Here is a 13,015-nt window from a genome sequence, read left to right on the forward strand (position 1 = left end):
GTGATTTCATCGGTGGCCTTGGCCGTCTAATTGGCAAGGTTCTTGACCTCGCTTGCCACAACCGCAAAACCTTTGCCTGCATCACCGGCACGGGCGGCTTCGATGGTGGCATTAAGCGCCAGAAGGTTGGTCTGCCCGGCGATATCGCTGATCAGGCCAATGACCTCGCCGATCTTGAGCGCCGCATCATTCAGCCCCTGAATGTTTTCATTGGTATGGCGCGCACGTTCGGTTGCCGATTGCGCCATGTTCGATGTTTCGCTGACCTGACCGGAAATCTCGTTGATGGATGCCGCAAGCTCGGTCGCCGCCGTCGCGACAAGCTGCACATTCGCCGATGCTTCCTCGGTCCCCGATGACACCGCCAGGGACTGGTTTGCCGCAGTATCCGCACTTTTGCGCAGCACATTTGACACTTGATGCAGCTGGTCAACGGCACCGCCAACCTCGGCCATGACGGCCACCACCGCCTGATCAAACTCGCGGATATACCGCTCCTGGGTTTCCAGGCGTTTACGGCGGCGCTCGTCAGCCTCGCGCTGGGCGGCTTCAAGCTTGACGCGTTCAATACCGTATTTCACGGAACACCAGAACCGCCCGGCCCATCTCGCCGATCTCGTCGGCCCGATTGACTTCATTGATGTCGACATCAAAGTCGTTATGCGCCAACCGCGTCATCTTTGTCGTCAGTCCGGCGATCGCGCGCACAATTGCTTTTGACAGCAATACGGACAGCACCAGCAACGCCAACGCCCCCACAACAAACATCACGACCGTCGTGATCAGGCTACGCTGCGAAATGGCGTTTGCCTCCGCCTTCTTCGCGGCTGCGATGGCCGCTATATCGGCACTAAGCTGTTCCAGAACCGGTTCGGCTTCGGCGTAATAGTCGCTCAGCTTGCCCAATTCTTCCTCGCGCTGAAGGATCCCCGCCGCCAGCGCCTTGAAATCCGTCACATAGGATTTCATCAGATCGGCAATCTTTTGCTTTTCCGCAGCAGGAATACTGTCGGCGGCGGTCAATGCCGGACCAAATTCCGCCAGACGGTCATCAATGCGCGCAACATATTTCGGATCAATCCGCGCCAGGAAATCCTTCTCGTGGCGGCGCATCATCAACATGATGATTGTCAGCTTGTCGGCTTTGTACTGATCCAGCGCTTCCTCGACATTGTGAACGGACGCGCGCAGACTGCCAAGCAGGCCGCTTTCTTCATCCAAACCGATTTCGCGTTGCAAATCCGTGATTTTGTCGAATTGCGATGCATAATTGTCAAACGAAGTCTCGATGGACGAAATTTCATCATCAAACGGATCAAGGGCCGAATCATTGGCCAGCTTTTTCAAACCGGCCTGAACAATCGCAACCGTTTCCGCATGGTCGGCGGCGTATTTTTCATCCAACCGCAGCAGAAAGTCTTTTTCACGCCTCCGGGCGTTCAGGAATTCTCGGGCGATCCCGTCAACGATCAATCGGTCATCGACGGCTTCCTCGGCAGTCGTTTCCGCAGTTTGACGCTGATAATCCGCGACAAACAGGACCATGGCAACGATCGCAAAAATAGAAAGCGCAGCTAAACCTATCAACGAAATCTGATAGATCAGCTTCATGCGCGACAAAAAGCTCATTACGAATCTCCCAAGAGACTTATATTCAACAGGACACTAACCCTAGGTATAGTACCATACACTTTGGTATAGTAGGTCACGCGTTTTCCGCCCTATTGCCCTGCATCTGATGCATGAGTGCTATCTTGGGCTGCACCTGTGCGTTTTCATCTCCGGTTGGGTTACCGTTTTGTTACAATGGTGCACGCCGGACTGAAAGACGCCACTTGCCAAGGCCTCAGACCCTTGAAAGGACGCGACATTTACCCCCTGCCGCCGCCGCATCCGGTACACTGCAACGATTCCCTGAATGAAAAGACTGGCTTCCTGCTTCACCTGTACTATCTAATGCGCTTTGCCTGTCGGCATCTGGCCGATACGGCGATAAATGAATGTCCTTTTCGCAACCAAGAGCCTGATCAGAAGTATGAGCATCTGGGGTAAAATCATCGGCGGCACCGCGGGCTTTGCCCTTGGCGGGCCGCTTGGCGCCATTCTGGGGGCGGCGGCCGGTCATGTCGTCGACAGGATCAAGCACAATATCCGCACCGCCCGCATTGGCGGCTATAGCGGCAGTACACAGGGCAGCTTCCCCGGCGGGCAGGATGCGCGTCAGGTCGCCTTTGCCACTGCCGTTGTCGTGCTTTCGGCCAAGATGGCCAAGGTCGATGGCGTGGTGTCGCGTGATGAAATCAACGCCTTCAAGCGCGTGTTTCACATCCCGCCCGGCGAGGAAAAGAATGTCGGTCGCCTGTTTGACATGGCGCGCAAGTCATCCGACGGCTTTGAACCCTACGCCCGGCAGATCGCCCTTCTGTTCCGCGGCGAACGTGCTTTGCTCGAAGGCATCCTCGAAGCGCTTTATCAGATCGCGCTGGCCGATGGTGCCCTGCACCCGGCCGAAAAGGACTTCCTGCACAAGGTCGCAACCATTTTCGGCTTTGCCGATATTGATTTTGATCGCGTGCATCATGCCTATACCAGCCCCGGCGGCCCCGATCCCTATGAACAGCTTGGGCTGGGCCGCGATGCCAGCGACGATGACCTCAAGGCCGCCCATCGCAAACTGTCGCGCGAAAACCATCCCGACACCCTGATCGCCAAGGGCATGCCGCCCGAATTCATCGAACAGGCAAATCACAAGATGGCCCGCATCAATGCCGCCTGGGATCAGATCCGCAAGGAACGCAATATCCGCTAGGGTCACGCCCTGATAACAGCCACTTGCGACGCACCCCTGCCCTGCATGCAATGATTTCCCTTGCAAGATGCCGCGATTTGCGGTTTGCAGGGGGCCAGTTTTCATGACCTCAAGCTTATCGGTTTTTCCATGGCGCCACCGCTGATCAATATAAACGATATCCGTCTGACCTTTGGCGGCAACGATCTGTTTTCCGATGTTTCCTTTGCCATCGGGGATCGGGATCGCCTGTGCCTTGTCGGGCGCAATGGCGGCGGGAAATCGACCCTGCTTAAAATCATCGCTGGCGAAATCGAAGCCGATGGCGGCGAACGCTTCGTTCAGCCGGGCTGCAAGATCGCCTATCTTAATCAGGAACCGAAATTCGACGGCTACGCCACGGTCGAGGAATATGTTCTGTCCGCGCTCGACGAACATGAAATCGATTATGCCTATCGCGTCTATATGCTGCTGGACTCGGTCAATATCGATCCGCAGGCCGACCCGACCAAACTCTCGGGCGGCGAAGGCCGCCGGGCGGCAATCGCGCGCGCCCTGATCGCCGATCCGCAGGTCCTTCTGCTCGACGAGCCGACCAACCATCTTGACCTGCCGACCATCGAATGGCTTGAGGGCGAGATCAAAAACTTCCGCGGTGCGGTTGTCGTCATCTCGCACGACCGCGCCTTCCTGAACGCGATTTCAACCGGCATCCTGTGGATTGATCGCGGCGTCATGCACCGCACCGATCAGAACTTCTCGAAATTCGAAGAATGGTCCGAGGAAATCTTCCGCAAGGAAGCCGAAGAACGCGCCAAGCTTGATAAACTGATCGCCCAGGAAACCGTCTGGTCCGTGCAGGGCATCTCGGCGCGCCGCAAACGCAACCAGGGCCGTCTGCGCCGCCTGTGGGACATGCGCGAAACCCGGTCGCAGCAGATCGAACGCATCGGCAACGTGTCGCTGGCGGCTGACGCCGGCAGCACATCGGGCAAGGTCGTGATCGAGGCCACCGACATCACCAAATCCTTTGGCGACAGAACGATCCTGACCGGTTTCTCGACCCGTATCCTGCGCGGCGACAAGGTCGGCATCATCGGCCCGAACGGGGCGGGCAAAACCACCCTGCTTAAAATGCTGACCGGGCAACTTGAACCCGATAGCGGCACGATCAAGATCGGCACCAACCTCAATGCCAGCTATTTCGATCAGAAACGTGCGGCCCTTGATGACAATATGACCCTGTGGGATACGCTGTGCGATATCGGCGGCGATCAGGTCATGGTGCGTGGCAATCCGCGCCATGTCGTAAGCTATCTGCGCGATTTCCTGTTCGACGAAAAACAGGCGCGCAGCCCCGTCGGTGCCCTGTCGGGTGGGGAGCGCAACCGGCTTTTGCTGGCCAAACAGCTTGCCAAGCCGACCAACCTTCTGATCATGGACGAACCGACCAACGATCTCGATATGGATACGCTTGATCTGTTGCAGGAAATGCTCGCCGATTACGAAGGCACGCTTTTGCTCGTCAGCCACGACCGTGATTTCCTTGATCGCGTCGTGACCTCGTCCATCGTGATGGAAGGCAACGGCATCGCCACCGAATATCCCGGCGGCTATTCCGATTATATCGCCCAACGCAAACTGTCCGCCGCCCCGGCTGTCGCCGAGGAAAAGCTGGGCAGCACATCGGGCAAAGGCGGCAAAAAATCCGTCTCGTCACAGGCCGCCAAGCCCAAACCGACCGGCAAGATGAGCTACAAGGACCAGCGCGAATACGACAACCTGCCCGGCCAGATCGCCAAGCTCGAGGCCGAGATTGCCGAAATCGAAGCCGCCCTGTCCGATGGCAGCCTGTTCACCAAGGACCCGGATGCCTTCCAGAAAAAGGTCGACCGCATGGCCGCCGCCCGTGCCGAACTCGAAGCGGGCGAAGAACGCTGGCTCGAACTCGAAATGCTCCGCGAGGAACTCGGGCTGTCATAACGCTTCACAGCCAATGCTTTACGGCACTATTCGGATCGGTCACAATTTACCCGACAACTGAAAACAATTCACTTGTCGGGTTGCTCTTTCCATCGGATGAAGGGGCATACCGATAAACCCGCAAACGCGCCACCAGCGCCGATGCGCTTTGCCGAAAGCCCCTGCCATGCCCCTCAAAGCCGTTCTGATGGCCCTGTCCGTTGCCGTGATCTGGGGCGTCAATATGCTGACCGTCAAAGGCGCGGTCAGTGAAATACCGCCCCTGATGCTGACCGCGATCCGTTTTGGATCGGTTGCGATCCTGCTTTTGCCCTTCACCAAAATGCCGTCTGGCCGCTTTGGCCGTCTGGCCATTCTGTCGGTCATCTTTGGCACCGGCCATTTCGGCGTGCTGTTCTTTGCGCTTTCGATGCTTGATGCCGGGCCGGTGGCGATTATCGTTCTGCTTGGTGTGCCGTTCTCCTCGATGCTGGCGACCTATTTCTTCAATGACCGGCTGGGCTGGAAACGGCTTTCGGGCATGACGCTGGCCTTTGTCGGGGTGATGATCATGTTCTGGGACCCGACCATGACCGACCTGCAATTGCCCCTGTTGCTGGTGGTGTTTGCCGCCTTCATGTGGGCGGTTGCCAATGTCATGATCAAAAAACTCGGCAATATCGACACCTTCCAGCTTAATGGCTGGATGGCTTTGATGGCCGCCCCGCAATTGCTGATCCTCTCGCTGTTCCTCGAACCGGCTGCGGTTGAGGCGGTGTTCAATGCAAGCTGGGTCGCATGGGCCAACACGAGTTTCACCGTCGTGATGTCGTCCATCGTGGCCTATGGCTTCTGGTATCATTTGCTGAAAACACAGGATGTGAATGTGGTGGTGCCGTGGTCGTTGCTGGCCCCGGTGATCAGTGTTGCCGGATCGTTCATTGTCTTTAACGAACCGATCAGCACCCTTAAAATCATCGGCGGCCTGACGGTTCTGGCCGGGGTTGGCGTGATCATGCTGCGCAAACCGCCGCAGCAACAGGAACAGGGAATGGACTGACCCGAGATGTCTGCTGGAAACACGGATTTCAAGAACCGCATCATCGCCCGCCCCTCGCCCAATTACGGCGACAGGCCCGATTGCGTACCGATTGATATCCTCGTCCTGCATTATACCGGCATGCAAAGCGGTAAGGCCGCCCTTGATCGCCTGTGTGATCCGGCGGCCTCGGTCTCAAGCCATTATCTGGTCGAGGAAGACGGCACCATTTTCCGTCTGGTGGACGAGGATAAACGCGCCTGGCATGCCGGGCGCGGTCAGTGGCAGGAATGCGATGATGTGAATTCCAGTTCCATCGGCATTGAAATCGTCAATCCCGGCCATGAATTCGGTTATCGTCCCTTTCCCGACATCCAGATCGACGCCGTCATCGCGCTGTGTCGCGATATCCTGACCCGTCACGATATCCGACCGGATCGCATCATCGCCCATTCCGACATGGCCCCGGACCGCAAGGAAGACCCCGGTGAACTTTTCCCATGGGATCGTCTGGCGGCAAACGGCATCGGCCTGTGGCCCACGGCGGACATCACCAAAAACGATGCCGCCTGCACCGAAACCGAATTCGATGCGATGCTCGACCGTCTGGGATATGGCCCGAATGACGCGCTTGAACGCCGCATCGCCTTTCAGCGTCACTGGCGGCCATCCAATATTTCGGGAAATGTGGACGGTGAATGCGCCGCAATTTTGCGCGCATTGCTCGATAAAGCCGGACTTTACTGAACGATCAGGCCACCCGGATTGGCAATCGGCACATCGGATAACCCGACATAGCGGGCAAAACCGACCCGGCTAAAGCCAAGATGCCGGTGATAGATACCATCCACCACCCCGGTCAGAAGCCCGCGCGCCATTTCCCGGTCAAAATCGTTCAGCACCGGCGCCAGATCGGACCGCAGGCTCAAATACCGCTCCTCAATCTCGACCGCAGGCAAAAGCACCTTGAACCCCGTCAGGCTTTTCTGATCCCCACCAGCAAAACGCAGAAAGGCCAGATCGCTAAACAGCACATCGACATGGTGCCGTTTAAGCATCTCGAACCCCTTGGCATATTCGGCAACTTCCACCGGATGCATGGTTTCGTTGGCAAGGATTTCCGCCGGATAGGACTGCCCGATCACTTTAAGCCAGTTGGTGTTATCAAGGCTGCGCATCCCCTGATAGGTCGCAAGGCTGAAACCCGAATTGACCACGGCCACCGTCACCTTGCTAACCAGGGACTGGGACGATATCACAAGCCCGGTTTCATCAGCCTTGGCAAGATCATCAAGCAAAACGCCATCCACCGCCCCCTGCCGCAGCGAGAAACGGCACCGCGCCATCGGCATCGCGACAAAACTGACGGAATGCCCGGCATTTTCAAGGAACCGGGTCGCCAGATCCACCGCAAGCCCGCGCGCAACACCCTGATCGTCATAGGCATAAGGCGGCCAGTCGTCATAGCACAGACGCACGTCTTTCGCCTGCGCCCCAAAAGACACAGCACAAAAGATCAATATTGCGCCTGAAATCCAAAGCGCCGCACGCATGGCCAATCCTTCAAATGAAAATCCGGCATCATCAATATGAGCCTGAAAACACGACATACCCCCTTAAGAGGGATATGGCAAACCCGCAGATTTCCGGGCTTCCATGCGTTTTTGGCATGGTTCGGATAACGATCGTATAAGTCCCTGTACAAACTGCTTTTTCTTGACGACGCGATCAATGTCACCTACATCACGCCCACCAGATGGCCGGATGGCCGCCCCTGTTCTTCGGAACGGGGGAGGAAAGTCCGGGCTCCATGGAAATACGGTGCCAGTTAACGGCTGGCGGGGGCGACCCTAGGGAAAGTGCCACAGAAAGCAAACCACCTGATCGCGCAAGCCATCAGGAAAGGGTGAAAGGGTGCGGTAAGAGCGCACCGGTCCTTCAGCAATGCGGGACGCATGGTAAACCCCACCGGGAGCAAAACCTAATAGGAATGGTCGGCCGGATGCTTCGGCATTGTCGGCAGGCGGGTTTCCGCGCCACCATTCGGGTTGGTTGCAGGAGGCGTCCGGCGACGGGCGTCCCAGATGAATGGCCATCCAGTGCGGTTCGCCGCATGGACAGAACCCGGCTTACAGGCCATCTGGTCTATTTTCTTTTTTGCCCGATATGACATCGGCGGGGACATGCCCCGCCGTGAATGCCTTAACCGCGTTCGGCGATGGATTGCGCGAAATACTTATCGGCATCTTCCTGGGTGCCAACGTCGAAACTCGCTGCCGTCTGATCCTTGATGATCTTGCCAAGGGTCGGCATCACCTTGCGATCCACCTGGCTCTCGATGCTCCAGAGTTTGGACCGCATCAACGATTTCGCACAATGCAGGAACGCTTCCGCGACCCGGATTTTGATCACCGTGATCGGCGGTTTTGGCGTATCGGCAAAATGCGCCAGCAATGCCGGATCATTATGGATTTCCGCCGTGCCATTCACACGCAGCGTATCGTTGAAACCGGGCACGAAAAACAGCATCCCGACATTCGGGTTTTCAATGATGTTCGATAACGTATCAACGCGATTGTTGCCCGGACGATCCGGCATCAGAAGCGTATTGTCATCAAGCACCTTGATAAAGCCCGGCCCGTCGCCGCGCGGGCTGACATCGGCATTGCCCTTGGCATCGGCCGATGAAATCACGGCAAAGGGTGCCAGTTCGATAAAATGCCGGCAATGCGGGTCAAGCTTCGTCAATGCCTTGGCAACCGCCAATTCCATCGGCATTCCGTAAATCTCGCGCAGCTTCTCGGCAGTATCGATCTTGGTCATGGGGCAAACCTTTTCAGGGGACGATTATCATGGTGACGGGCGGCAAAACTGCGACAAACCCAGATGCAAGTCAATCGCAATCCCCCCCGATCACCTGATCTGTCGTGCAAACTTTGGCAAACTCGCCGTTCAAACTCGCCAGCGCCACATCATGCACAAGATCGGCACCAAACACCCGCCCATCGGGCAATTTGCGCTCAAACGCAAAACAGGCATCACTGACAATCGTCACCTCAAAGCCAAGGTTCGCCCCCATCCGCGTCGTGGTATTCACGCAATGATCAGTCGATATCCCGCAACAAACGATCCGGTTGATCCCGCGCGCCCGCAAATCGGCCTCAAGGCGCGTTCCGATAAACGCCGAATTGACCTGCTTGCCATAAACCGGCTCACCATCCTTCGGTGTGGCAAACTCAATAAATTCATGCCCCGGATGATCGGGATAAAGCCGCGAAATCGGCGTGGTCGAATCATGGCGCACATGGATCACCGGCCATCCCATTTCGCGCCAATGCGCCAAAATCTTTGCCCCGTTTGCTTCCGCCCCCGGATTATTGCGCTGCCCCCAATAATCCAGATCGGCAAAACCCTGCTGCCAGTCGATCATGATCAGGGCGGTATTTGCGGTTTTGGTTTCGGTCATTCTCAATCTCTCCGGCGCGGTTGAATGTTGGCCCTAGATTATCCGATCCCCGAATGGCATAAATGACAACAACCCCTCATTTCAGGACAAAGCCCCTTGATGCCCCGGCTGCCCCGCCTCATCGTTTTCATCCTCACCCCGCAAACCGTGATGCTTGATGTCACCGGCCCCTTACAGGCGTTTCACGAGGCCCGCGATCCGGCAACCGGCACCCCGCTTTATCGCACCATATTGGCCTCAAGCCACGGCGGCCCGATCATGACCGATACCGGCATCGCATTGGATACCGTCGCCCTTGCCGATCTTGATCCGGGTGAAATCCACACCCTGATCGCCGCCGGGTCCGATGAAATGCTTGATGCCCTTGGCGATGCCAATCTGATCGGCTGGCTTGAAAAACACCGCGCTCAAATCCCCCGCATCGGCTCGGTCTGCATCGGGGCGTTTATTCTCGGCGCCGCCGGGATACTTGATAATCGCGCCTGTGTCACCCACTGGCGCTGGTGCGACCGCCTGCAAGCCATGTTCCCGCAAAGCCGTGTCGCCCCCGATCCGATCTTTGTCCGCGATGGTCCGGTCTGGACCTCGGCCGGGGTAACAACCGGGATTGATATGGCGGTCGCGATGATCGAACAGGATCTTGGCCGTGACGTCGCCCTTGCCGTCGCGCGCAGCCTGATCGTCTTCATCCGCCGCCCCGGCGGCCAATCACAATTCAGCCTGCCGCTTGAACATCAGGCCAATGACAATACCGGGCGCTTTGATGCCCTGCATGGCTGGATCACGCAAAACCTTCAAACCCGCCTTTCGGTCGAGGACCTCGCCGAACAGACGGGCATGAGCCCGCGCAACTTTTCACGCACCTACAAATCCGCCACCGGCCTGAGCCCGGCGCGCGCGGTCGAACTGATGCGTCTCGAAGCCGCAAGAACCGCCCTTGAACAAACCGACAAACGCATCAGCCAGATCGCGCTTAATTGCGGCTTTGGCGATGACGAACGCATGCGCCGCTGCTTCGTCAAACATCTGGGCGTGGCACCCAGCGACTATCGCGAACGGTTCAAATTGTAATATTTAACTTCCTCAAAAAACCAATATCACATCGAAGAAATTATTTACTTGGTTCCATTCTTAACAATTGAAACTGCCTTCAATAATTTATCCGACATTTTTGGATCTATATCGCTTCGGCTCAATATCTCGGCAGCCATTCTGTCATATTCTTCAAAATCGAGGGTACCAGACTGAGAAATTCGATCAATGTAACCACAAATATCGAGAGACTTACAGTAAATAAGAGCTAGTCGTGGGAACCCAAAATCTCTTAATATCATGGCATCTAGATACATCTTATCTATAAAAAATAGGTTCTTATCTGATCCGGAGTAAGCATTATTTCTTTTCATAAAATGATATAATTTTATACGAAACGCCCACAATGTGCTCCGATCATCTTCATCAAGCAATAACTCACCCGTTTCCTGCCCATTAAATTCAAAATTCAATCGACAGTAATATTCACCGCACTCCGATGACTTAACCGTAATATAATTGCGATCAATCTCTACCAAAAAATTAAACACATTTTTCAGCCCAATAACCTTATGACTGAACTCAAAATTCTTCGGATTATTGATGTCTATTGTATATTGTGAATATTCAAGGGAATAAGATACGCTCGGAATCAATAAAAGAATAAAAACAGCAAATGCGCGCATCACCCCACCCCCAAGACCCTAGACTCAACGAAGATTATCAACTTCGCACTTTCTGAGATTGAACAGACGACGTCCAGAAACCACCTAAAGCCACCCTTTCCGCTTGAAATACCAAAGCGGAAGAACAGCCGACAGCACCATCAGGCCAATCGCCAGCGGATAACCAAACTGCCAGTCAAGCTCCGGCATGACGCTGAAATTCATGCCGTAAATGCTCGCGATCAAAGTCGGCGGCAGGAAGGCAGCCGCCGCGACCGAAAAAATCTTGATGATATTGTTCTGTTCCAGATTGATCATGCCCAGCGTCGCATCAAGCAGGAACGTCACCTTGTTGGCGATGAAATTGGCATGTTCGGTGATCGACACGATATCGCGCGAAATGGTTTTAAGCCGCGTCTTGGCATCCTTTTTAAGCCGCGTCTGTGTTGACAGAAACAGCCCCAGCCGATGCAGGTTCAGCAAACTGTCCTTAGCCTTGCCCGAAAGGTTCCCGGCCCGCCCGATGCGGCGCAGAACCGCGCGGTGATCCTGATCATGGGCCGGGTCATCGGGATTGGCGAAAACGATGTTTGACAACCCTTCAAGGTCGGCGGCCGCCTGTTCCATGATATCGGCCAGCCGGTCAACAATCTGTTCCAGCAACCCGAACAGAACCGCCTCGGCACTCGATGCCAGCGACGGGCTGCGATTGACCCGCCGGATAAAGGTCTTGAACGGCACCGGGTCGGCATAGCGCAGCGTGATCAGGGTTTTCTTGACCAGGATAAAGGTGATCGCGGTGGTTTCGGGCTCGTCACTATTGGCCTTGTTTAGCACCGATACCGTCATGAAAAGCGCGCCGTCTTCGTCATACAATCGCGATGAAAGCTCGATCTCCTGCATTTCCTCGCGGGTCGGGACTTCGATATCGAACCGCTTCTCGATCTCGTGAATTTCGTCATCGGACGGGTTCAAAAGGTCGATCCAGACCGGTGTGCGCTCCGCCTTTGGCGGCTTTGCGACACTTTCCGCGCTGTTAACTTCGCCATCAACAGCATCGCCGCTACTGACCAATGCAGCATCATCCGCCGGGGCGGCGGTATCGTCGGACGGGGTCCGGGCCGGGGCAAAAAATTCGTTGCTGTCCATGGTCACTCTCCATCCGCGCCGGTTGACCGGACATTGCCGGGTGCCGGTCTATTTCGGGCTTGTGCGCTTCCTGTCATAGGCCCGAAGGCCCCGTTCTGTCACGCGCCAAGCCATTACAAATCGGTTAAACACCGCCAAGGCACATCATCGCGCTATTGAAACGGCAGAACCGTCTGAAACGCAAACGGATCAATATCCGCATCGTTCCCGCGTTTTTCATCAAACTGCGCCTTGGCATAGGTCAGGAACTCATCCTTGCTGATCATTTTGTCAGAATTGGCGTCAACACTGCCAAACAGCAATTCGAGCCGTCGGCTTTCGGTCCGCAACCGCTGGCGGTTGGCTTCCGCCGTGCCCGGCAATGCCTCGACCGCGGCAAATTCACGCCCCACCAGAACACTGTCGCCATTGATATCGCGCCGCCGGAACATCCAGCTGGCATAGGCCGCCGCCTCGTCCGCACTGATCCGCCCGTCATGATCCATATCGATCGGGTGATATTGCTGCCGATACATCGTGACCTGTTCGGGGATGCCGGTCGCGGCGGCACTCGCCGCATTCTGATTGGCCAGCGCCTTGGCAATCGCATCCTCAAGTCCGGGGATTGCCGCCGCACCCGTGCCGTTGGTGCCAGTCCCCGTCGGCAGACCCTCGCCATCCTCAAGCCCGCCCAATCCGTTAAGCGCGCCCAAACCGCCAAGCCCGAACTGCCCCATCAATTGCGGATTATTCTGCAACTGCTTCATGATCAGTGGCAATAACTGGCGCATTTCAGGCGATGTGACTTCGGGCGAAATCGTCGCACTGCCCTTATCCATCTGAAGGCTCTGGGCATGCACCGGCCCCCGAAGGCTCAAAACCGCCACAACGGCACACGTCATTAACAATATGGCAGCTTTTTTCCGCAACACTCG

At 56.1% G+C, this 13,015-nt stretch carries 12 protein-coding genes, 1 other RNA gene and 1 pseudogene; 6 read left to right on the forward strand and 8 right to left on the reverse strand.

What is annotated here, in order from left to right:
- Nucleotides 1–31: 31 nt before the first annotated feature.
- Nucleotides 32–666: pseudogene (locus tag TH3_RS23345) on the reverse strand (methyl-accepting chemotaxis protein); the annotation flags it as partial.
- The gene (locus TH3_RS23350; RefSeq protein ID WP_007089720.1) at nt 565–1,629 is read right to left on the reverse strand and encodes a HAMP domain-containing protein; all 1,065 of its coding nucleotides are present in this window, start codon (nt 1,627–1,629) and stop codon (nt 565–567) included. The pseudogene TH3_RS23345 and the gene TH3_RS23350, both read right to left, overlap by 102 nt.
- 367 nt (nt 1,630–1,996) lie before the next feature.
- Between TH3_RS23350 and TH3_RS15940 the strand changes: the two genes are divergently transcribed.
- From TH3_RS15940 to TH3_RS15955, 4 genes are all read left to right on the forward strand, one after another.
- On the forward strand, nt 1,997–2,809 hold the full coding sequence (locus tag TH3_RS15940; RefSeq protein ID WP_007089721.1) for a TerB family tellurite resistance protein: 813 nt from the start codon (nt 1,997–1,999) through the stop codon (nt 2,807–2,809).
- A gap of 129 nt (nt 2,810–2,938) precedes the next feature.
- Nucleotides 2,939–4,771: an ATP-binding cassette domain-containing protein gene (locus TH3_RS15945; protein ID WP_040061119.1), complete on the forward strand. Its 1,833-nt coding sequence runs from the start codon at nt 2,939–2,941 to the stop codon at nt 4,769–4,771.
- 166 nt (nt 4,772–4,937) lie between these two features.
- Nucleotides 4,938–5,810 (forward strand): DMT family transporter, encoded by an 873-nt coding sequence (locus TH3_RS15950; RefSeq protein WP_007089723.1) that lies wholly within the window; start codon nt 4,938–4,940, stop codon nt 5,808–5,810.
- A 6-nt stretch (nt 5,811–5,816) separates the two neighbouring features.
- Nucleotides 5,817–6,536 carry an N-acetylmuramoyl-L-alanine amidase gene (locus TH3_RS15955; RefSeq protein ID WP_007089724.1) on the forward strand — a complete coding sequence of 240 codons (720 nt, stop codon included), beginning with the start codon at nt 5,817–5,819 and terminating at the stop codon, nt 6,534–6,536.
- Here TH3_RS15955 and TH3_RS15960 read toward each other — a convergent pair.
- Nucleotides 6,530–7,399 (reverse strand): substrate-binding periplasmic protein, encoded by an 870-nt coding sequence (locus TH3_RS15960; RefSeq protein WP_007089725.1) that lies wholly within the window; start codon nt 7,397–7,399, stop codon nt 6,530–6,532. The genes TH3_RS15955 and TH3_RS15960 overlap by 7 nt on opposite strands.
- Nucleotides 7,400–7,541: 142 nt before the next feature.
- Between TH3_RS15960 and rnpB the strand changes: the two genes are divergently transcribed.
- Nucleotides 7,542–7,937: RNase P RNA component class A (gene rnpB, locus TH3_RS22530), an RNA gene on the forward strand.
- A gap of 54 nt (nt 7,938–7,991) precedes the next feature.
- Here the strand turns inward: rnpB and TH3_RS15970 are convergent.
- Nucleotides 7,992–8,612: a pyridoxamine 5'-phosphate oxidase family protein gene (locus TH3_RS15970; protein WP_007089726.1), complete on the reverse strand. Its 621-nt coding sequence runs from the start codon at nt 8,610–8,612 to the stop codon at nt 7,992–7,994.
- A gap of 70 nt (nt 8,613–8,682) precedes the next feature.
- Nucleotides 8,683–9,255 carry a cysteine hydrolase family protein gene (locus TH3_RS15975; RefSeq protein ID WP_007089727.1) on the reverse strand — a complete coding sequence of 191 codons (573 nt, stop codon included), beginning with the start codon at nt 9,253–9,255 and terminating at the stop codon, nt 8,683–8,685.
- 99 nt (nt 9,256–9,354) lie between these two features.
- Here TH3_RS15975 and TH3_RS15980 point away from each other — a divergent pair, with 99 nt between their 5' ends.
- On the forward strand, nt 9,355–10,326 hold the full coding sequence (locus TH3_RS15980) for a GlxA family transcriptional regulator (RefSeq protein WP_007089728.1): 972 nt from the start codon (nt 9,355–9,357) through the stop codon (nt 10,324–10,326).
- A gap of 44 nt (nt 10,327–10,370) precedes the next feature.
- Here TH3_RS15980 and TH3_RS15985 read toward each other — a convergent pair whose 3' ends face one another.
- The 3 genes from TH3_RS15985 to TH3_RS15995 form a co-directional block, all read right to left on the reverse strand.
- Complete coding sequence (locus TH3_RS15985; protein ID WP_007089729.1) at nt 10,371–10,973, reverse strand: hypothetical protein; 603 nt, start codon at nt 10,971–10,973, stop codon at nt 10,371–10,373.
- Nucleotides 10,974–11,057: 84 nt separating this feature from the next.
- A complete protein-coding gene (gene corA / locus TH3_RS15990; protein ID WP_007089730.1) occupies nt 11,058–12,101 on the reverse strand; it encodes a magnesium/cobalt transporter CorA in 1,044 nt (347 codons plus the stop codon).
- Between the two features lie 152 nt (nt 12,102–12,253).
- Entirely contained in the window at nt 12,254–12,919 is a 666-nt protein-coding gene (locus tag TH3_RS15995) for an EF-hand domain-containing protein (protein ID WP_174441862.1), read from the reverse strand.
- Nucleotides 12,920–13,015: the final 96 nt, after the last annotated feature.

Source organism: Thalassospira xiamenensis M-5 = DSM 17429, assembly GCF_000300235.2.
In the GTDB taxonomy this organism is placed as follows: domain Bacteria; phylum Pseudomonadota; class Alphaproteobacteria; order Rhodospirillales; family Thalassospiraceae; genus Thalassospira; species Thalassospira xiamenensis.